General features: G+C 48.9%; 18 protein-coding genes. 14 read left to right on the forward strand and 4 right to left on the reverse strand.

Annotated elements, in window-relative coordinates; all coding sequences use genetic code 11:
• Positions 1-335 precede the first annotated feature (335 nt).
• From DDZ15_RS09460 to rpoN, 8 genes are all read left to right on the forward strand, one after another.
• Entirely contained in the window at positions 336-1,640 is a 1,305-nt protein-coding gene (locus DDZ15_RS09460) for a dihydroorotase (RefSeq protein WP_109646865.1), read from the forward strand.
• 35 nt (positions 1,641-1,675) lie between these two features.
• Positions 1,676-3,703, forward strand: a complete 2,028-nt coding sequence (locus DDZ15_RS09465; RefSeq protein WP_109646866.1) for a DUF3857 domain-containing protein — start codon at positions 1,676-1,678, stop codon at positions 3,701-3,703.
• Between the two features lie 10 nt (positions 3,704-3,713).
• On the forward strand, positions 3,714-4,415 hold the full coding sequence (gene tsaB / locus DDZ15_RS09470; protein WP_109646867.1) for a tRNA (adenosine(37)-N6)-threonylcarbamoyltransferase complex dimerization subunit type 1 TsaB: 702 nt from the start codon (positions 3,714-3,716) through the stop codon (positions 4,413-4,415).
• Between the two features lie 60 nt (positions 4,416-4,475).
• Entirely contained in the window at positions 4,476-5,324 is an 849-nt protein-coding gene (accD, locus tag DDZ15_RS09475; protein ID WP_109646868.1) for an acetyl-CoA carboxylase, carboxyltransferase subunit beta, read from the forward strand.
• 109 nt (positions 5,325-5,433) lie between these two features.
• Entirely contained in the window at positions 5,434-6,432 is a 999-nt protein-coding gene (gene obgE / locus DDZ15_RS09480; RefSeq protein ID WP_109646869.1) for a GTPase ObgE, read from the forward strand.
• Complete coding sequence (gene dprA, locus DDZ15_RS09485; protein WP_158278671.1) at positions 6,410-7,534, forward strand: DNA-processing protein DprA; 1,125 nt, start codon at positions 6,410-6,412, stop codon at positions 7,532-7,534. The genes obgE and dprA overlap by 23 nt, the downstream gene beginning before the upstream one ends.
• Positions 7,535-7,636: 102 nt before the next feature.
• The gene (locus DDZ15_RS09490) at positions 7,637-8,224 is read left to right on the forward strand and encodes a DUF3109 family protein (RefSeq protein ID WP_109646871.1); all 588 of its coding nucleotides are present in this window, start codon (positions 7,637-7,639) and stop codon (positions 8,222-8,224) included.
• A complete protein-coding gene (rpoN, locus tag DDZ15_RS09495; RefSeq protein WP_109646872.1) occupies positions 8,217-9,752 on the forward strand; it encodes an RNA polymerase factor sigma-54 in 1,536 nt (511 codons plus the stop codon). Before DDZ15_RS09490 ends, rpoN begins: the two co-directional genes overlap by 8 nt.
• Before the next feature lie 214 nt (positions 9,753-9,966).
• Here the strand turns inward: rpoN and DDZ15_RS09500 are convergent, their stop codons facing one another.
• Positions 9,967-11,469 carry a hypothetical protein gene (locus DDZ15_RS09500; RefSeq protein ID WP_109646873.1) on the reverse strand — a complete coding sequence of 501 codons (1,503 nt, stop codon included), beginning with the start codon at positions 11,467-11,469 and terminating at the stop codon, positions 9,967-9,969.
• A gap of 2 nt (positions 11,470-11,471) precedes the next feature.
• Positions 11,472-11,951 carry an Lrp/AsnC family transcriptional regulator gene (locus tag DDZ15_RS09505; RefSeq protein WP_109646874.1) on the reverse strand — a complete coding sequence of 160 codons (480 nt, stop codon included), beginning with the start codon at positions 11,949-11,951 and terminating at the stop codon, positions 11,472-11,474.
• A 171-nt stretch (positions 11,952-12,122) separates the two neighbouring features.
• Here DDZ15_RS09505 and serS point away from each other — a divergent pair, with 171 nt between their 5' ends.
• Positions 12,123-13,391 carry a serine--tRNA ligase gene (serS, locus tag DDZ15_RS09510; RefSeq protein ID WP_109646875.1) on the forward strand — a complete coding sequence of 423 codons (1,269 nt, stop codon included), beginning with the start codon at positions 12,123-12,125 and terminating at the stop codon, positions 13,389-13,391.
• Positions 13,392-13,712: 321 nt separating this feature from the next.
• Here serS and dusB read toward each other — a convergent pair whose 3' ends face one another.
• Positions 13,713-14,702, reverse strand: a complete 990-nt coding sequence (gene dusB / locus DDZ15_RS09515) for a tRNA dihydrouridine synthase DusB (RefSeq protein WP_109646876.1) — start codon at positions 14,700-14,702, stop codon at positions 13,713-13,715.
• A gap of 194 nt (positions 14,703-14,896) precedes the next feature.
• On the opposite strand from dusB, the gene DDZ15_RS09520 reads away from it, so the two are divergent.
• The 3 genes from DDZ15_RS09520 to radA all read left to right on the forward strand — a co-directional run bounded on the left by DDZ15_RS09520 (position 14,897) and on the right by radA (position 18,529).
• On the forward strand, positions 14,897-15,973 hold the full coding sequence (locus DDZ15_RS09520) for a class I fructose-bisphosphate aldolase (protein WP_109646877.1): 1,077 nt from the start codon (positions 14,897-14,899) through the stop codon (positions 15,971-15,973).
• A gap of 140 nt (positions 15,974-16,113) precedes the next feature.
• Positions 16,114-17,196: a lysylphosphatidylglycerol synthase transmembrane domain-containing protein gene (locus DDZ15_RS09525; protein WP_242978968.1), complete on the forward strand. Its 1,083-nt coding sequence runs from the start codon at positions 16,114-16,116 to the stop codon at positions 17,194-17,196.
• Positions 17,183-18,529 (forward strand): DNA repair protein RadA, encoded by a 1,347-nt coding sequence (gene radA, locus DDZ15_RS09530; RefSeq protein WP_109646878.1) that lies wholly within the window; start codon positions 17,183-17,185, stop codon positions 18,527-18,529. Before DDZ15_RS09525 ends, radA begins: the two co-directional genes overlap by 14 nt.
• A 92-nt stretch (positions 18,530-18,621) precedes the next feature.
• Here radA and rpsU read toward each other — a convergent pair whose 3' ends face one another.
• Positions 18,622-18,816: a 30S ribosomal protein S21 gene (gene rpsU, locus DDZ15_RS09535; RefSeq protein WP_109646879.1), complete on the reverse strand. Its 195-nt coding sequence runs from the start codon at positions 18,814-18,816 to the stop codon at positions 18,622-18,624.
• A 246-nt stretch (positions 18,817-19,062) separates the two neighbouring features.
• On the opposite strand from rpsU, the gene mnmC2 reads away from it, so the two are divergent.
• Together mnmC2 and DDZ15_RS09545 are read left to right on the forward strand one after the other, a co-directional pair.
• Positions 19,063-19,854 carry a tRNA (5-methylaminomethyl-2-thiouridine)(34)-methyltransferase MnmC2 gene (gene mnmC2 / locus DDZ15_RS09540; protein ID WP_109646880.1) on the forward strand — a complete coding sequence of 264 codons (792 nt, stop codon included), beginning with the start codon at positions 19,063-19,065 and terminating at the stop codon, positions 19,852-19,854.
• A 235-nt stretch (positions 19,855-20,089) separates the two neighbouring features.
• Positions 20,090-21,283 (forward strand): aminotransferase class V-fold PLP-dependent enzyme, encoded by a 1,194-nt coding sequence (locus DDZ15_RS09545; protein WP_109646881.1) that lies wholly within the window; start codon positions 20,090-20,092, stop codon positions 21,281-21,283.
• Positions 21,284-21,659 lie beyond the last annotated feature (376 nt).

A 21,659-nucleotide genomic window follows, 5' to 3' on the forward strand; every position in this document is an offset into this window, starting at 1 on the left:
TCAATCAACCCGACAATTTGTTTACGCAAGGTAGGTGAAAACTCCCGGCGTTGCCGAAGATATTTTTTAGACATAAAGAATCGGTTTATAAGTGATAATTTATGTCAACCTATTTTAGGCACCTACAACCCTGCACCCTGCACCCTGCACCCTGCACCCTGCACCCTGCACCCTGCACCCTGCACCCTGCACCTTGTAACCTTCAGACTGCTGCGTGCAGTTCGCAGTCCCGAGCCTTCGGGACAACCTGTATCCCGCTCCATTTAACAAGCTTCACATCTGAACCAAATTCAGCCTATATTTAATCATTAAATCCAAACGTAAATGTACTTTTCATGGCTCAGACTCCCAATCTGCTTATCAAAAACTGCAAACCCGTGGGTGATGGTTTTACCGGAAGCAAAACAATGGATATCCGGATTAAAAACGGCATTATAGATGAAATTTCTGATTCATTGAGTAAGTCCGGCGATGAGGAGGTCTTTGATGCCCAGGAAGCTTACGTGAGCGGAGGATGGATGGACATGCATGTTCATTTTCGTGAGCCGGGTTTTGAACATAAGGAAACGATTGAATCCGGCTGCCGGGCTGCCTCATTCGGCGGATTCACAGAAGTTGCATGTATGCCCAATACACAGCCTCCGATCCATACACGCGACGTGGTGGAGTACATCAAGAAAAGATCTGAAAAGGAAGCCGTTGAGGTGCACCCCATCGGTTGTGTTACGAAAGAACGAAAGGGCGACTCCATAGCCGAGATGAGCGATATGAAAGACGGCGGGGCCGTCGCCTTCAGCGACGACGGAGATCCGGTATCGAGCGCCAGGGTAATGCGCGTTGCACTCGAGTATTCATCCATGCTCGGCATGCCCATAATCAACCATGAGGAAGACCTGGAACTCTCGCGGCCCGGCCACATGAATGAAGGCACGGTATCAACACGGCTTGGCATTGAGGGTACGCCGGGCATTGCAGAAGAAACCATGATTGCACGCGATATTCTGCTCGCAGGATTCACGGGCGGACACATACACGTGGCCCATATCAGTACGCGAAAAGCGGTGGACCTTGTGCGAAGGGCCAAAGCGGAAGGCATACATGTAACCACTGAAGTCTGTACTCATCACTTCGATCTTACGGACGAGGAAATTGACCGGCGCCATTTCGATACCAATGTGAAAATGCATCCTCCTCTCAGAACCCGGGACGATGTGGAAGCAATGATTGAGGGGCTGCAGGACGGCACCATTGATGTGATTTGTACAGATCACGCCCCGCACGCCATTGAAGAGAAGGAGGTAGAGTTTATCTATGCACCCAACGGAATTACCGGACTGGAAACGGCATGGAGCGTGACAGTGAAAAGATTGCTGGAGCCTGGAAAAATGGAACTCACTTCCATTCTGGAAAAACTGGTTAAAAATCCCAGAACCATCCTCAATCTCAGTGTTCCGGTGCTTAAACACGACGAGCCTGCAAATCTCACATTGTTCAATACGCACGAAGAGTGGATTTATTCGGAAAAAGAGGTGCGATCAAAATCAAAAAATTCTCCTTATCTGGGTGAAATGATGAAAGGCAGGGCGGTAGCTATTTATAACAAGGGACAATTCGTTGAAAATATACTTCGGGAACAATGAGGTTCGATTTATTCGTTGACCGGTAAAGTAAATTCATGAAACTTCTGCGACTGTCTATTCTATTTCTGCTGATTTTATCGGGATGGTTTCCGATGCGGGCGGATGTTGCAGGTGCGCAGAACATCACCATGGAAACTGAGGTTCTCGAACAAATTGAAATTTTTGACCGCTTCGGAAATATTTTCGACCAAAATTTCAATGAGTCAGGGTATCCCGGTGAACCCTGGTATTTTCAGCTTAAAGAAACAGTGGTTCGGTTCGACCGCCGTCCGCAGGGCATAACAGCCTTTATCGATTATCTGGTCAGAATACGGATTACAACAGACGACCCTTTACGAATAGCAGAAGCGTCACTGGTGGGGATTCCCTACTATTTCCAGGAAAACATGGAGCGTGTTATCAATCTGGAAGGGTACACCTACCAGCCCGATGGAGAACGGAGCTATTTCAGCGGAGAAGATGCAGCAGTGGTAGACCTGAACAGCAGGTACAAAATCCTTGAATTTCAGATGCCGGATGTGAAAGAAGGGTCTGTAATTGAGTACAAATATACCCTTGTGAGGAGATATATTGAGGAACTTCCCGACGTACAGTTCTCCCATCAGGTACCCGTAAAAAAGGTAAACCTCTACATGAAAAATGAACCCTATTTGCGGTATCAGGCTGTGGAGGAGAATATCGACTTTGATCTGAACTATACCGAAACCCGGGTCGATACCAGCAGCATACCGATGGTTTTTACCTACCGAAGGCCAGAACCCGTTTTCATTCAGCAGTGGAGTGCTGAAGATATTCCGGCGGTAGATGCAGCAGCCTACGTGTCATCGGTAGACGACGTGCGCGGCAAGTTGAAATTCCAGATCAGTGAATTCGGAAATCCGCGGCAACCGCTTGAAAACAGCTGGGAATTTGTGGCGGCGCAAATTCAGAGAACTATTAATCCGTTTAAAATGCTTGCAGAAAACACCGCCCTGACAGATCTCGGGTCATCTCTCTACAGTGATCTTGGTACGTCGGAAGCCCGAATCGACTCCCTGTTTCATTACGTAAATTCCAGGGTTCAGTTCAATAATACGGGATCAGTCTTTGCGGATTCCGGACTGAGTCATGTGCTCCGGGGCGAGCCTGCAGATCAGGCAGAGATTAATATGGTACTGCTTGCGCTTTTGCGCGGGTCGGGCTTTGAGGCCTATCCGCTCTACATCTCCGGGAGAGAGTTCGGAAGAATAAATCTCTCTTTTCCGTCTTTATATCAATTCAATCGCATGCTGGTGGTTGCCCGGAAGCCGGCAGACAATGAATGGATATTTATGGACGCCTCCTTCAGCCACAGTCTGCCGGGGCTGATTCCTGTTGAATCTTTCAGTGAGCAGGGTATGATTCTGAAAGAGAATGAATATGAGTGGACAGAAATAGAACCTGAAAAAAGCTTTTTTGGGCTGGATGTTAACCTGGAAGCGCAGCTGAGTGAAAACGGAACACTGAGCGGTGAGTTTTCGGGTGAAGTAAGTGGGTACCCGTCCAGAATTTTACGTCGCGACATTGCGCTCAAGCGTCCATTAAATGAGATTCTGAAGCAGCTTTTTTTTGATTCGTATCCTGAAGCTGAACTGCGAAATGCGTCTGTATCGCCCCTGGCCGGCAACCGGAATGTTTCTGTGATCAGCGCCGATTTCGTACTATCCGACTACGCAGTCACATACACCGAAGGCATGGACTATCGTCCGATGGTGGTTGGATACCTGTTCAGTAATCCGTTTGAGAAAACAGAACGCAGGGTACCGATCAGCCTGGACGCTCCTGAAACATTAAGTATCGATTACCGCATAACATTGCCCGAGGGGTATCGGTTTGATGTGTCGGGTGAAACACGGTCGACCAGCCTGCCGGGTGCTCAGCTATTTGAAGAGTACCTTCTGTTCGATAACCGGATAGAGTATCTGTTCGACATTGAGATCACCACGAAAGAATTCCCGGCAGATGCCTATGCACAGCTCAGGCAGATTTATGATCGCTGGGTGGCCCTCAGCAATAATGCCTGGTTTATTGAAAGAAATCCCTGATTTTTAAAAGATGACGCTGGATACTCATTTATACAAATACATTCTGGCCATTGAAACGGCTACTCCGGTCTGTTCTGTCGCACTGCGGAAACCGGACGGCAGGATGATTGAAAAACGTGTGGAAGGAACCGGGGTGCATTCCGAGAAAACATTCATGTTCATCAGAGAACTGATGGAGTCTGCCGGGATCGGCGCGCAGGACCTGGATGCTGTGCTATTCAGTAACGGTCCTGGCTCTTATACAGGTTTAAGAATCGGTGCGGCAGCCGTAAAAGGCCTTCTTTTTGGCACAAAAATAAGCCTCTATCTCTTTCCCACCCTTCTTTCATATGCGGTGAGAGCACTGCCAGACGATGGAAATGCTTCTCAAACGATACACGCTGTGATTAACGCCCGCCGGAACCATCTCTACATTCAGAAGGCCGGAGCTGATCTTGAAAAGATCGGTAAACCGGCAGTATCCGAACTTGAGCAGATAAAAAAAGAGCTTAATGAAGGAGATATTCTGATCGGAACAGGCTGGGATAGGCTGAACCTGGAACCCAACGATAAAATCGGGACGATAGGAACAGAGGGGATATCGGCAACGTCGCTCATTAAAGCATTCGGGAATGACAGGCTGAAAGACTATTTTGAAAAAGCAGAACCAAAGTCATTTGAACCGCACTATCTTACTCTTTCGCAGGTAAATAATTCACGGATTCAAGGTTAATGGTTTTTGCTTCGGCCGATTATCATTATTTTTGCTGCAACTGATCATTAATGTCTCAATATGTCCTGGTTTAAAAGAAAAGATTCGAATATACAGACGGATAAGAAAAAAGATATGCCTGAAGGGGTGTGGGTAAAAGTGCCTGAAACCGGCGACACCATCCACAGGCGTGAACTGGAAGAAAATCTATGGGTGGACCCAATCAGCGGATATCACTTCCGCATTGGTAGCAAAGAGTATTTCTCCATCCTGTTTGATGATGAAAATTTCAAGGAAATTGCAGATGATATTCTGCCCACGGATCCTCTTGAGTTTGTTGACCGAAAGAAATATGCCGACAGAATCAAAGATACGCAGAAAAAAACGGGTTTAACCGATGCAGCCAGGGTTGGCGTCGGTAAGATGGGCGGACACAATGTGGTTATTGCCTGTATGGACTTCAGCTTTATCGGAGGAAGCATGGGGTCTGTAGTGGGTGAACGGCTTGGACAGGCAATCGATCATGCCCGGGAAAAGAAATATCCCCTCATTATCATCTCTCAGTCAGGAGGTGCAAGGATGATGGAGAGTGTACTGAGCCTGATGCAGCTTCCCAAAACATCCGCCAAACTTGCCCGGCTTGATAAGGAGAGAGTTCCATATATCTCGCTCATGACCAACCCGACAACGGGCGGTGTTACAGCCAGCTACGCTATGCTTGGTGACTTCAATATCGCAGAGCCCGGATCGCTTATAGGTTTTGCGGGTCCGCGGGTGATACGCCAGACCATCGGGAGAGATCTGCCTGAGGGCTTCCAAACGGCAGAATACCTGGTTGAGCACGGTTTTCTTGACTTCATCGTGCCAAGAACCAAGATGAAGAAGAAATTGTCAAAACTGCTGACCATTCTGGAAAATAAATCGGGCTGACGTTCATCAGACCCCCGATTGCGTGTAAAAAAGTTGTCCGAATGATTAGGGTGCGGAAATGCACACCCTGTAAAAAACTATCTGAATCACAGTCAGAGGAGTTATCTCGATGAGATTTGCCGACTATGCTAAAATATATGTTACTGCGGGAAAGGGCGGGGATGGAATGGCTCATTTCCGTAGGGAAAAGTATGTTCCGAAAGGCGGTCCCGACGGTGGCGATGGAGGTAAAGGTGGAGATGTAATTCTGGTGGGTAATAAACAGCTGAACACGCTTCTTGATCTGCGATACCGGAAATTTATAAAGGCTGACCGGGGTGGCCACGGACAAACATCACGTAAAACGGGCAGAGACGGTAAAACCGAACGGCTCGAAGTGCCTTTGGGAACCGTAGCCTACGATGCAGAATCCCGTGAACGTTTGGGGGAAATTACGGAAGATGGTCAGGAATTGATCGTAGCTAAAGGCGGAGACGGGGGGCTGGGCAACTGGCATTTCCGAAGTGCCACCAATCAGACTCCGCAACACGCACAGGAGGGAAAAGACGGTGAGGAGAGAGTTGTGGAGCTGGAGCTTAAATTGATTGCAGATGTAGGACTTGTGGGTTTTCCCAATGCAGGCAAAAGCACGCTCCTTTCAGCACTTTCAGAGGCAAAACCAAAAATTGCCGATTATCCGTTTACAACGCTGGAACCTAATCTCGGGGTGGTTGCCTTTTCCGATTATCGCAGTTTTGTGATGGCGGATATACCCGGAATCATTGAAGATGCCCATCAGGGTAAAGGGCTTGGGCTACAGTTCCTGAGGCATATTGAGCGAAATAATGTTCTCCTGTTTATGGTTGGCTGTGATTCTGATATTGAAGAGGAGTATAGCGCACTGCTTCACGAACTGAAGGCGTATCGGCCCGATCTTCTTGATAAACCGCGAATCCTCGCCATTACAAAAATGGACCTAAAGGAGGGGTATGAACTTGACAGCCCGCCGGAGATTGATGATGATGTGGAGGTGATTAAAATCTCATCAGCTACAGGATACGGGATGGAAGAACTGAAAGAGCTGATCTGGAGGAAATTGCAAAATATTGGAGAGGAAGAGCCACTATAGAGGATTGATTGCGCTGCAGCTTGTGCCCGGCCTGGGGCTTCAGCGTGCCAGGATACTGCTGCAGCAGCTCCGTGCCGAGGATGCTTCGGAGCTGTTCAGATGCAGCATCAGGGAACTGACGAAAACAGACGGTATCGGGGAGAATGTGGCCGGTAACCTGGTGAGATTCAATGAATGGCAAAAGGTTGACAGGATCCTGTTACAGACCCAAAAGGCGGGAGCCCGGTTCATCGCTTTTGATGATGAACACTATCCGGAACTTCTGCGCCATATCTATGATCCGCCGCTTATTCTGTGGCTCAGGGGAAGCAGTGAAGCGCTTACCGCCCCAGGGATCGGGGTTGTCGGAACACGTCGCCCCGGCCGGTACGGACTTTCACAAACAGTAGAATGGGTAAAAAACCTTGTCAGCAGCAACGTATCCGTCAACAGCGGACTGGCATACGGTGTGGATACCGCTGCACACCGGGAAACGCTCGACGCAGGCGGAAAAACGGTTGCCGTTCTGGGGTCCGGTATCAATGTGATTTATCCGGCCAGAAATTCAGGCCTGGCGAAGCGGATAACGGAGCAGGGAGGTGCGCTGATTACCGAATATCCGCCGAATACACCACCGGATGCGGTAAATTTTCCCGGCAGAAACCGGATTGTAAGCGGTATGAGCCATGGAATTCTGGTTGTAGAGTCGGGAATCAAAGGCGGCAGCATGATTACGGCCCGCTATGCGCTCGATCAGAACAGGGAGGTATTTGTAGTTCCGCACCCGCTGGGATACGCAGGTGGTGAAGGCTGTAACTATTTGATCCGGACCGGTCAGGGGAAACTTGTTCAGACACCCGATGATATTTTTGATGAACTCTCCATTGGGCCGGCAGACGTCATAAAGTCCACACAATTGCACCCCGGTGAGGCCTGGAAAAAACTGGACCTGAGTCCCGGACAAACGGAGATATGTAAGGCGCTCAATGTGGATAAGCTCCATATCGATGTACTCTGCGAAAAGTTAAACCTTCCCGGTTATAAGGTATTGCCTGAAATGCTGGAACTGGAAATGAGAGGCGTGGTAAGGCAGTCGGCCGGAAAATACTTTGAACTGGTTTGACCGGTCTGTCGTTACTTAATATTGTGAATCAGTTCGTAAAATCACCTTTTAAATGATCTATTTACATTTTGCGGGTAGTGTAAATTTCGTTTCCTTAAGTGTATGATTCGAGTAGGAGACGTCATATTGTCGGAAGATATTGCAACGGCCAAATTTGCATGCAATATTTCTCTGTGTAAAGGAGCCTGTTGCGTTGTAGGTGATGCGGGTGCACCCGTTTCACGCCGTGAAATACCCGTACTGAACAAAGCTTTTCGCAAGCTCAAGGGATCACTTGCACCTGAAGCAGTCAAAAAAGCGGAAGAAGAGGGTGTTGTTCTCGGCGATCCGGAAAACGGTTATGAAATCAACTGCATTAACACCGGGGAATGTATTTTTGTTGAAAAAGACGAACATGGCATAGCAACCTGTGCCATACAGAAAGCATATTATGAAGGCCGGTTTAACTGGGAAAAGCCGATAAGCTGTCACCTCTATCCGGTTCGGCTGAAGCATATCGCAGGTTTCGATTATGCCAATTTTGAATATATCCCCGACCTCTGTTCGGCCGGCTGTAAGCGGGGGGAGGATGAAGGAATTTACCTGTCCGATTTTCTGGAGAGCGCCCTGGTAAGGAGATACGGGCGCGATTGGTATGATCAGTTTTTGATGGCATGCAGGGATGTGAGGGGTGAGAAGGAGCATGCTTAAAACCGGTCAAAACATATCACAGAAACAGAGCCTCCAGCAGAAGCTATCGCCTCAGCAGATACAGTTTGTAAAACTGCTGCAGCTCCCAACAATAGGATTGGAGCAGCGGATCAAAGAAGAAATTGAATTGAACCCTGTGCTTGAAGAGGCCGATCCGGCTGCAACGGAAGAGTCGCTTAGTGAGAAAGAGGCGGAGTGGGAAAGGGAAAACCCTGAAGAACAAAAATCGGAGGATGAACCCGATATAGATCCGGTTGACCAGAATGAGGATATTGATTGGGATTCGTTTCTCCACAACACAGAATATGACGGCACAGGGTACTCAGGATCGTCGTCACCGTCGGGGAGTGCGGACGAGGATTGGAGAGATCTGCCGAACCCCTATCATGAAACGTTGCTTGAAGAACTTGAACAGCAGGTCACACTTCTCGATCTGAATGACGAAGAGATGCTGATTGCCGATCAAATTCTGGGGTCGCTCGATGAAGATGGCTACTTCAGGCGGGAGATAGAAGCTGTGGTCGATAATATCGCTTTTAACCATGGTAAACTGGTCAGCGCCGCACAGGTTGAGGATGTGAGACAGAAAATCCAGGAACTGGAGCCGGTTGGCATAGCATCCCGGGATCTGCGCGACTGCCTGATCTGCCAGGCACGACTTTCGGATGGTGATTCCGAGATCCGCGATCTCGCTGTAACCATGTTGAAGGATGAATGGGATGCATTTGAGAAGAAACACTTTGACAAGCTTAGAAAACGCCTGGATGCAGATGATGAAACCCTGAAGGAGGTATTTGATTTTATTCGAGGCCTCAATCCAAGGCCCGGCGCTGTATCTGACCCTGAGAGCGATTCGCGAAATTATATTGAACCTGATTTTGAAGTCTATTATGAACCCGCGGGGGAAGAAGGAGAAGAAGATGGCGAGTTTGTAATCCGCCTGAATCAGAGAAATATTCCACCGCTCCGGATTTCACCCGATTATAAGCGCATGTGGGATCAGCTAAAAAAAGAGTCGGGAAAAGGTGAGGGCAAACAGGCAAGAAATTTCATCAGAGACAAAGTGGAATCAGCCCAGTGGTTTATCGACTCTATCAGGCAGCGCCAGCAAACCCTGATGACCACCATGCGAACGATCGTGGCACTTCAGGACGACTTTTTTAAGCACGGCGACGGCCTTAAACCAATGATTCTGAAAGATGTTGCGGAACGGATCGGAATGGATATTTCAACGGTATCGAGGGTGGTGAACGGCAAATATGTGCAGACCAATTTTGGTGTTTATGAGCTTAAATATTTCTTCAGCGAAGGCCTTGAAACTGAAAGCGGGGATGATGTATCGAGCCGGGAAGTGAAAAATATCCTGCAGAGAGTGATCGACAATGAGGATAAAAAGAAGCCCCTCAGCGATCAGGCATTAACCGATATTCTACGAGAGAAAGGATTCAAGGTAGCCCGCCGAACGGTCAGTAAATACCGGGAACAGCTTCAGATTCCCGTTGCGCGCCTGCGCAAGCAAATAGTCTGAGATGGTAAGGTAAATAGAGTCAGCTTCCGCTCCTGATGTTTCAGCCGAAGCAGAGGAGGAGAAGTTGCCTTATTAAGCAGGTTTTCTCATGAGCGGAGAAAAAGAATGATATGAGTCACTGTTTATCCGCAGAAATCCCTACGGGAGATGGGACACTTTTTAACCGGCCCTTTTTCGCAATCAGGTTACATAAATCTTGACACTGAAGAAGATGCTATTTACCAAACGTAAAGGCCATCTGAAGAGGTTCAAAGATCATTGGCGAAGTAAATAGAAACCAGGAGAGGATCATTACGGCGAGTACGTGGATACCGGTTGTCAGCAGGAGGTAGAGTAACCGGTTTTTCAAAAACTTTGCAGCATCAACTGATGCGATGATAAAGCTCATAAACCAGGTCAGTCCAAAGAGTATTGCAAAAGCGGCGATCCAGAATCCTGTAATCCCTGTCTGGCTGAGAACCACCAGAACCGTTGTCAAAAGAAGATTCACGTGAAGCGGCCAGCTGTAAAGGTTGAGGGCCTGGCTGAAGCTGGTAAGCTCTTTGTTTAAAAAATAGATCCAGAGCACGGAAATACCCTGTGTAATCAGTGCAAAGGAAAACCCTGCAAGTGAAAGAGATAAAAGTGGATTTTGGAAAAGAAACAATTCAGGAACCTGCACCTGAAGTGCATGAAGGCCTGTCTCTGAAATGAGAATATCTGCGCTCAAGTACGTGAATAAGGCAGTAATGGCTGCGTGCTGAAGGAGTACAATAAGGCCGGGCGTTGAATTTCTGACGCGGTGCTCCATGACGTCGATTACGTAGAAAGGATGATGCAGGAAATAACGGGACAGTGACTGACCGTAAACGGGCTGATAGCGATAATGCAACAGAAAGGAGATCCAAAGGAGCAACAAAAACACTACGCTCCAGTTTGCAACCGGACCTTCACCGGAGTCGGCCGGAAGGGGCATCGGTATACGCTCACCGCTGGTGTAACGGTTAAGTACGGTGGCCATTCCCGGAACCGACTCTGAGGCAGAAAAAAACCAGCCTGCCGGCAGCACAATAACACTGTTTTGAGTAACAAGCTGTGTATCGAGGAGCTGATTCAGGGAGCTTAAAGAAACATTGAGATCGTCTGATGGATTAAAGTGCACAAATGAAGAGAATTCATAATCGGGGTCCGTTTCTGCACGGGCCACAGAGGCGATGTATGAAAATGGTCCCCGGGCTGTGGAATCTGAATCGGTAGCACTTGTGTAAAAAATGGGCAGATCGGTATAGACCCTGATTGAATCGGTAACAGGGGCCGCAGCTTCGTGAAACGCCGGATTTCGGTCGTTAGGATAGCGATACAGTTCGATGGCAGCTAAACTGCGCGGATATCTTCCTTCAATCCGTTCCGCTTCGCTCACTAACGTTTGTGCTGTACGCGCAGCGCTCTCCCTAACCTGGCCAACTGTTCGATAGGAATTATCACTGAACAGAATTAGAGAGAAATCAGGGCTCAGGGTGGCGGGCAACTCCGTATCGGGATCTATGAGTAAAAGATGGATCCCTGCATTCCGGATTCTATCCAGGTTCGCTTCGGTGTTCCAGTCAATGTCCTGTTGAGTAACATCGAGGGCCAGAAAATGGCGTGTGGAGTCAGCAGACTGCGCTTCCGCAGCCTTTGAATAACAGAGCACCACTACAATGAGCAGGAAGAATCGATATGGCTGGTGAAGGGGCAAGATTATTTCTTTAACTCGACACTTCGTTCAACGGGCAGTTCCCGGGTCTCTTTAAAACTTGACAGCACAATATTTGACCTTGTCCTGGTTACACCGTCCCAGGACTGCACGAGAGACAGAAATTTTTCAAAAGAGGCTGTATTCATCGTGCGCACTTTCAGGATGTGGGAACCGTCGCCGGTAATGGAGTGACACTCCAGTACCTCCGGATGTTCGGTTACATTTTTAACAAATCCCTGATATCGCTCGGACCCGTCTACCTCCACAAAAATGAAGGCAGTAATGTCGAAATTGAACTTTTTTGCATCCAGAATGGCATTATAGGATGATATCAATCCTTTCTCCTCAAGCTTTCGCATTCTCTCGGATACGGACGGAACTGAAAGATGGACAATCTCAGCAATCGTATTTCGCTGGGCTCGGCCATTACGCTGCAGATGATTTAATATTTTGATATCTGTTTCGTCAAGTTGTATGCTCATAGCAACTCCATTTAGCCTAAAATTTCTAATCAATAGTCAAAATATCCTTAATTAGTTAGGAATTCAATTCCTGAAAGTGAATCGGAGGTAAAAAAATTTCAAAGGAGAGCTGCCTACCCGTATCTTTTCATTCAATGCAGATTTTAATTCAAAAAACGATCGTATAAGCCGATGCTCGACATTAATTTTATTCGTGAACACCCCGATCTTGTAAAGGAAGGAATGAAAAACAAGGGTGAAAATGATATTTCGGTGGTAGACCAGGTACTGGCTAAAGACGAGGAGTGGCGTGAATTGATTACCGGGATTGATAATCTGCGGGCCAGGAGTAATGCCAAAGCAAAAGAGATTGGAAACCTGATGGGCCAGGGAAAGAAAGATGAGGCACAGGCGCTGATCAAAGAGACCGGCGATAACAAGAAAAAAATTAAAGAGCTGGAAGATCAGGTCAGACTGGTTTCGGACGAACGTGACGAATTGCTCTACCGAATACCCAATGTGCCGGATCCATCCGTACCGGTAGGAAGCACCCCCGATGACAACATTGTGGATAAAACCGCAGGCACCATTCTGGAGCGCGATTGGCGAGTGCCGCACTGGGAAATTACAGACGAAAAGGGCTGGATCGACTTTGAGCGGGGTGTGAAGGTGACCGGGGCCGGATTTCCGTTTTATGTGGGAAAAATGGCCCGCCTGCAGCGTGCGCTGATCAATTTCTTCCTCAATGAGGCCGTTGAAGACGGATACACGGAACTGCAGGCACCCTACTTTGTAAACGAGAACTCGGCCAGGGGTACCGGACAAATTCCGGACAAGGAGGATATGATGTACACCGTGCCGCGCGACGGTTTTTTTGCCATTCCCACGGCAGAGGTTCCCGTAACCAACTTCCACCGGGATGAAATTTTCAATGAAAAAGACATGCCTGTTCGGTACGCGGCCTACACACCGTGCTGGAGACGGGAAGCCGGCAGCTATGGCAAGGACGTTCGCGGTTTGAACCGACTGCATCAGTTTGATAAAGTGGAGCTGGTAAAGATAGTTCATCCCGATAACTCGGATAACGAGTTGGAATCGCTCAGAGAGTACGCAGAAGGACTGATTGAAAAACTCGGTTTGGGGTACCGCACACTATTGATGTGCACGGGCGATATGGGCTTTACGCAGACTAAGAAATACGACCTTGAAGTGTGGAGCCCAGGCCAGGAGCGCTGGCTGGAAGTGAGCTCCTGTTCCAACTTCGGGTCTTTTCAGGCCAGAAGAATGCAGCTGCGGTATCGCAATGAAAAGGGCAAAACGGAAATGCTTCATACATTAAACGGATCCGGCCTTGCGCTTCCCAGAATCGTTGCGGCGCTGGTTGAGACGTATCAGACTGAATCGGGTGATGTAAGAGTGCCGGAGGTTCTGCAACCGTTTATGGGGACGGACAGTATCTGAGCGTTATTGGAATTGAAAAGGTAGAAGGCAGAAGGCAGAAGGCAGAAGGCAGAAGTGAGAAGGGAGTCTTGAGTATTGAGACTAATTTAATCTCTTAAACTACTAATAAAATTAACTTTAAAATAGTTCAAAAACAGCTTACTGCACCCTGCTGCGTGGAGTCCGCAGTCCCGATCCTTCGGGAACGCTTGAAGCTGCTGCGAGCAGTTCGCAGTCCCGAGACTTCGGGAAAGTCTGCCCCTTGCCCCTGATCCGGCGCTTTCAGAATTCCTGAAAGACACAGGAAATCCTTACAGGCCTCTTTTCACCCTGCACCCTGAATCACGCTACCGCAAAGTACTCCTCCTCGCGGAAGTTGAGCAGCAGTTCCAGTACCGGTTCCATCTCTTTTTCTTCCATTATAGCGGCACGCAGCTTTTTTCCGTTGCGAACTCCCTTCAGGTACTGCCCATAGTGTTTTTTCATAATGATCACACCGTATCTCTCGCCATGATGGGCCACGGAGAGGCGCAGCTGCTCTGCGCACAGCTCCAGGCGCTCCCGGAGTGTGGGGTTGGGGAGAAGTTCGCCCGTTTCCAGGTAATGACGCGCATGTTCAAAAATCCACGGATTGCCGATGGCGCCCCGGCCGATCATCACGCCATCCACGCCGGTTTCATCAAACATCTTTTTGGCGAGTTCGGGAGTGGTAACATCACCGTTTCCAATGATCGGAATTTCAAGCCCGGGCGTATTCTTCAGTTTTTTCAGATACTCCCATCGCGCATCTCCCTTATACTTCTGGCTGCGGGTGCGTGCGTGTACGGTCAGGGCTTTCACGCCAATTCGCTGCAGCATCAGGGCCACTTCCCCAATGCGAATAGTATGATCATCCCAGCCCAGACGTGTTTTTACCGTTACGGGATAATCACCGGCTGCGTCAACCACGGTTCCCGCCATGCGTTCCATCATCCCAAGATCTTTCAGACAGGCGGAACCGGCTCCTTTTTTCACAATTTTGTACACAGGGCAGCCGAAATTTATGTCAATCAGGTCGGGGTTATTCGCTTTCGCCACCTTCGTGGCCCCTTCCATGGCCTCCTCGCGGCCGCCGAATATCTGAATCCCGAACGGACGTTCCGCTTCCTCAAAATGCATCTTGTGAAGTGCAATATCTGAGTCGCGGATGATGGCTTCGGAACTGATAAATTCCGTGTAGACGATGTCGGCACCTTTTCGTCTGCAGATCTGCCGAAATGGCGAATCGGAAACGTCTTCCATAGGTGCGAGAAACAGCGGCCTGTTGCCAAGTTGTATCTGATCGATGTACATACTCTATTCGGTTTACATTCAGCACTGAAAATACGGGTTTTTCGTGATCTTCACATCCTCCCTTTTAAAACCCTTGAAAACAAAGCGCTTTCATCAATACTTGTGGTTCAATGGATAGCCATTTGATCTATGATCATGTATATTAACCTACATCTCAACAAAATCTTTGAACCTTAAAAAAAGGGGCTCAATCAATGGCACTTGCAATTTCCGGAATCGAGGAACTCTTAGGTGATGACGCCGATTCCCTGCTAAATCATACATGTAAAACCATTTCTAAAGATAAACTGCATATTCCATCTTCGTCGTACGTGGATGAAGTATGGTACCACTCTGACCGGAACAACCGGGTTTTGGGCAATCTGGAGTGGATGCTTAACCACGGCCGACTGGCGGGAACGGGCTATCTCTCCATTCTTCCCGTCGATCAGGGAATTGAACACAGTGCCGGGGCATCTTTTGCAAAAAATCCGGCCTATTTCGACCCCGAAAACATTGTAAAACTGGCTATTGAAGGAGGATGCAATGCTGTGGCGTCTACTTTTGGAGTTCTGGCGTCCGTATCCAGAAAATATGCCCACAAAATTCCCTTCCTGGTAAAAATTAACCATAACGAACTTCTCACGTTTCCGAATAACTACGATCAGATCATGTTTGGTACGATCGACAAGGCTTACGACATGGGTGCTGCAGCCGTTGGCGCAACCATCTATTTCGGTTCTGAAGAGTCGAACAGGCAGATCGTTGAAGTGGCGGAAGCGTTCGAATATGCCCATCAGCTTGGAATGGCTACCGTGCTCTGGTGCTACACGCGAAACAGCGCATTCAAAGTGGATGGAACCGACTATCACAGTTCTGCCGACCTTACCGGCCAGGCAAACCATTTGGGTGTTACGATCGGAGCCGATATCGTGAAACAGAAGCTTCCCACCAATAACGGCGGATACAAAGCGCTGAACAGCGGCGACTCTTCCTATGGCAAGCTCGATGAGCGCATCTACTCCGAACTTACCACCGATCACCCGATCGATCTGACACGCTATCAGGTGGCCAATGGATATATGGGCCGTGCGGGCCTGATCAACTCCGGTGGTGCGTCCGGCAGCGACGATTTTGCAGATGCGGTAAAAACAGCCGTTGTAAACAAACGAGCCGGCGGAATGGGCCTGATCAGCGGCCGGAAGGCTTTTCAGCGGCCAATGGACGAAGGCATCAAACTGCTGAACTTTATTCAGGACGTTTATCTGAGCGAAGAGATCACTATCGCCTGATTCTATTTCAGGGTCTGATCCGTTTAAAGCCGGATCAGGCCCTTTTTTTATTCAGTGCGATGATGTTCCACTTCATAAGATTCATTCTCCATGCACACAAGGGGAGTGATTACATTCCATTGACCAACCGATAGCCCAGTTTGGAGAAACCTGACGAAAATATTGTCCGAAGCGGACCCCTGATCTCCTATAAATATCTCGCCGTTTCCATTGCGCTCAGCGTGGCGACAATGTCCCTGGTGATCTGGTACACCTACACCCCAGATACGCTCCACTACCTGGTTCCCAAGCGTCTACCCGGGATTTTTATAGCGATCGCAGTCACCTTTCTGAAAGTCTGGTTTTTTGCCGCTAAAATCAGGGTACTGGCAGATGAAGCAATCAGCTTTATGGCGGCGGTCAGGATCTCACTGAGCTGGGATTTTGCTTCTGCGGTGACTCCCTCTACGATCGGAGGTGCCCCTGTGGCCACCTATACGATGACCCGCGAAGGCATTCCCCTGGGAAAATCATCGGCTATCATGCTCTACAGCGTTATGCTGGATCAGTTCTGGTATGCCATAGCTGTTCCGATTATCCTTATCACGGGAATTTTCTACGAAGTGGTGCCTGATGAGATCGGTCTGGTTGGCAATGCTACCATGTTTTTGATTTATACCGGTCTGCTTCTTTACGGCGCACTGCTCTCCTATGGACTGCTGGTGAATCCCAAGGCTATTAATAGAGTGATCAAGGCCATATTCAGGCTGCCGCTGCTCCGGCGTTATTCGGAAAGTATCAATGCAGAGGCCGAAAACCTGGAGAGCTACTCGTACGAGCTCAGAAAAAAGCCCATGGACTTTGTTCTGAAGGCATTCTTCTACACTACGATGAACTGGCTATGCAAGGTTGCACTGCCCGTGATTGTAGTACTTAGTCTGCTTCCGGGTCCGGAGGTGCTTCTGGTGCTGCGCAGCCTGGCCATGAATCTCGCATTTCTGATCATCCCCACACCGGGAGGATCTGGGGGTGTGGAGGGACTATTTGTTCTTTTCCTCGGTCCGCTGATCGACAGGGCTGCATTTATTGGTCTGTCCGTTTTCGTATGGAGGGTTATAACCTACTACTTCAGCCTTGGAATTGGAATTATGGCCATGCTATGGTATGTGAACCGTTCCGTCTCGAACAAGCTTGAAAAAATCAATATGAAAGAGGAGGAGAAGGAGGAGATTGGCCAGGCCTAAGATTCAGTATCAGTGCAGCAACTGCGGACATACATCGGCCAAGTGGCTGGGCCTGTGCCCCTCATGCGGTGAATGGCATACCTTCGAGGAGCATGAATCTCAGCCATCTGCCGGAAAAAAACACAAAGTGGATATTTCTGAGGAGTCTTCCTCCAAGGCCCTGCGCCTTTCAGAAATTGAAGTGAAGAGCACCGAACGTACATCAACCGGTCTCGCTGAACTCGACCGGGTATTGGGCGGGGGGCTGATCCGCGGTTCGCTCTTGTTGCTCGGCGGTGACCCGGGTATCGGTAAAAGTACCCTGATGCTGCAATCCGCAGCAAAAACTCCGGATAAGACGATTCTTTATGTTGCAGGGGAGGAGTCCGCTTCCCAGATCAAACAGAGAGCGTCCAGAATCGGGCTTAAGGGGGATAATCTTCTGATATGGACCGATACACGGATTCAGTCGGTTATTGCGCAGGCACGAAGCATAAAGCCCGACCTGATGGTGGTCGACTCCATTCAAACCGTTTTCAGTGATGATCTTAGCAGCCTCCCCGGCAGCGTGCAGCAGATCCGCGAATGCTCGGCCATGTTGCAGCAGATCTCCAAGAAAGAGGGCATTACCACGCTGATGATCGGGCACGTAACCAAAGAGGGCGATATTGCAGGACCCCGGATCCTGGAGCACATGGTAGATACGGTGCTTCATTTTGAAGGCGACCAAAGCCAGCTTCACCGGCTGCTCAGGGGTGTCAAAAACAGGTTTGGACCTGCTCATGAGGTTGGGGTGTTTGAAATGAGAGACAGCGGCCTTCATGAGGTGCTCAACCCATCGGACCTTTTTCTGTCTGAGATGGATGAAAACGTGAGCGGAAACGCCGTGGCATGTATCATGGAAGGATCGCGTCCGATTCTTGTGGAGGTACAGGCGCTTGTGACACCCAGCAGCTATGGTACGCCCCAGAGAACAGCGGGTGGATTTGATCAGCGCAGACTGCAGCTGCTTCTGGCTGTGCTTGAGAAGAGGGCGGGTATGGCATTTTCAGGACAGGATGTATATCTGAACATTGCAGGCGGAATCCGGATCAGTGATCCGGCTGCCGATCTTGCCGTTATGAAAGCACTCGCATCAAGCCTGACGGACAAACCTGCCGATCCCAAAACGGTATACATCGGGGAAGCGGGTTTGGGAGGCGAAATAAGGCGGATACCCTATATTGACAGACGACTGCGGGAGGCAGAGAAAATGGGATTTCGCAAAGCGGTACTTCCCGGGCGGGAAACATCCGTAAAATCAGATCTGTCACTGGTTGTGACAGATACGGTAAGAAAAGCAGTCGGTAGTTAAAGTGCCCGGCATGCATACCGGGCGGTAAGGCAGGAAAACGTTGTCAGCGGTTAGGCAGCGATATCTGAATATCGGCTGTATCCTAAGGGTTATTAGTAGTTATCCCGCTGACGTCTTCTCTCTTCGCGAACGCTTTTCTTGAGGGCTTCACGCCGCTCTTCGGAAGGTTTGGTAAACTGCTGACGCTCCTTATATTCATTCAATACACGTGAGCGTGTTACCATCTTTTTGAAGCGGTTGATCGCGCGATCAATGCTTTCGTTATCTTTTACGTTTACTCCGATCATAGATTTACTTGGGTTTGAAAAAATTTACAGACCTCAAATATAAAAAGAGTAATCACAAAATAATAGTTCCGTTTTAAAAATTGTTTATTGACTCAATTCACGGCTGGAAAGCATTTTTTGTGACCTTTGAGTACAAAAAAACAGAGGGAATCCATTTACAGGATCGGTAATTACTTCCTTTATGCAAAAGGTATGTATGTTACCCCATTAAGATGCAAAAAGTCTGAAATTGCGTACGTTTCATCCATGCAAACATCCGAAGAGCACCATTCAGTACATATTACCCTGACGCGAGACGGGTCCACAACCCTTTATTCGGACAGGTTTGGCCAGCACTATCACAATCCGAACGGAGCGGTCGCGGAGAGCCGTCATGTTTTTTTCGAAACAGCAGATGTTCCCGGATTGCTTGGCAAACGGGATCATCTTACCGTTTTTGAAACCGGGTTTGGCTCCGGACTGAACCTGATCCTCATGCTTGACTACCTCAAAGAATCAGAATCGAGCTGCCTTGTGGATTATGTGAGTATCGAGGCCTATCCAATCTCCCCCCGGAAGGCTGTTGAACTGAATTTTGGTAAAGAGCTGGCAAACCTCGAGCCGAATCGGGTTCTGCAGGATTTTTTCAAAAATGTGAAACACGGCTGGAACCGATTCAGTCCCGGAAACAGGCTTAAGCTTCATCTGTTTAACGGGTATTTTGGTGCTTTTGAGTCTGGATTCCCCCGTCAAAAAGCAGACCTCTTTTTCCACGATCCGTTCTCACCGGAAGTGAACCCGGATCTCTGGACAAAAGAGGTCTTTGAAAAACTGCTGTCCATAGCGGCTCAAGATGCATTTCTGATTACCTACTGCGCAGCCAGTTCGGCCCGCGCCGCAATGGCTTCAGCCGGATGGCATGTGGCCCGAGCTCCGGGCGCCCTCGGCAAACGGGAAATGACAATCGCATCTCCTAGTCCCTCGCAGCTCAGCCATTTTAAAAGAGTGAATGAAGAGCGCCTTAAAAAGCGTTATGATGCCGGTGACTTTAAAAGGTGATTGTAAAACGCCTCATGGTTACCTTTAATGGAGATAGATAGTCCTGAGACCTGAGTATTGAGAAGACCCCGGAGCAGACATGGTATGTCTGTTCTGTGATTATTGTTCGAAATAGCTCAAACCCAGGTTTAGATCCAGAACTAATCATCTTGTTATACAGACATACCATGTCTATGCTATGTCTGCTTTGGACGATTCTCAATACTCATGACTCAAGACTCAAGACTTTAAAATAATGCAGGAATTCGACAAGCTCGCTAAATCGCTTCAACCCCACTATTCACATTTTAATGTTTCCAACCGGCTTTTGTTTACGGGTCATTCCCACCAGGCGTGGCCGGATGTTGCGTTCGAGGGAGTACAGCAATATATGCAGATGGTGGCCGAGCAGGTGGATAAAAAGTGGGATTTTGGGTTTGAAAAAACGGAGATTATGCGTGAATACCTGCGGGGATGGTACGACGACCCGAATGGGCGCTACTGCCGCGAGCAGAATACTCACATTCTTATGGTGTCGTGGCTGTCTGCTCTCGACCTTCGGAATAAGCCGAAAATTATCACAACCACCGGTGAGTTTCACTCCATGTATCGTCAGCTGAGAAGGCTTGAGGAAGAGGGTCTTGAGATCGTCTACCTGCCGCACGAGGATGATGATGCTCTGCTGGAGGCTATCACAGACGAACTCGATGACAGCACAGCCGCCGTGATGCTGTCACATATCTATTTTGAAACATCGGAGGTGAATACGCGAATTGCAGAGATTGCGCAGGCAGCCAGGGAGGCGGGTGTACCGTTGCTGATTGATGACTACCACGGTACCAATGTGGTTCCTCTCTCTGTGGAGAAGAACAACCTGCATGACTGCTATATTTTTATCGGCGGGTACAAGTACATGCAGTGGGGTGAAGCGAACTGTTTCCTCAGATTTCCCGCCGATTGCAAACTGCGTCCCGTTATTACGGGGTGGTTTTCCGCCTTTGAACAGCTCGATCATCCCCGGACCGATGAACCCGTGGAGTTTGATGAGGGAGATCAGAAATTTGCCACAGCCACTTACGATCCTATTTCACAGTATCGCGGGGCAGCCGTAACGGAGTTCTTTATCCGCCAGGGACTCACCAAAGAGGTGCTGCTGGAGAATTATCACGCCCAGGTGAGCTATCTGCGGAGGTTATTCGACGCAAAGGGTTTTGATACGGAAGTGATCCGCCATGCCAATACTCGTCCAATCGAACAGACCGGCGGATTCATGGCACTCCGGTCGCCCCATGCACGCAAATTCCGAGCCATGCTGCTCGAAAAGGATGTCTTTACGGATGCACGGGATGAGATCATCCGGTTTGGTCCGGCACCCTATACCACCTCTGAACAGTGCGAGCGGGTAATGGATAAGCTCGAAGAGGTTGTGAACGAGGGAAGCGAGGGTTAATACCCTCGCTCGTATGTTAAGCTCTCCGGGCTTGGAAAAAGCCTGTTTCAATTAGAGTTGAGGAGGTTTATTTGTGGGATGCTGCGTTTTTTAAGGCCAAAGTATGCGATAAATAAAGTCCTGCTCCCGCGGAGTGAACGGGGGCTGAAGCCCCCGCTCGCATATTAAGCCCTCCGGGCTTGGCAGAAGTTTGGTTTGATGAAAGCAGAGGAGGTTCTTTTACAGGGTGCTGCTTTTTTGAAGGTCCAGTGGTTGAAACAACTAAAGTCCTGCCCCCTGCAGGACGACATACACTAGCGAGGGCTTCAACCCTCGCATCCCGGAGCGGGGAATACCCCAACGGGATCCATTCGGAAAATTCCCCACTCGTGCATAA

Source organism: Rhodohalobacter mucosus, from assembly GCF_003150675.1.
Lineage (GTDB): Bacteria > Bacteroidota > Rhodothermia > Balneolales > Balneolaceae > Rhodohalobacter > Rhodohalobacter mucosus.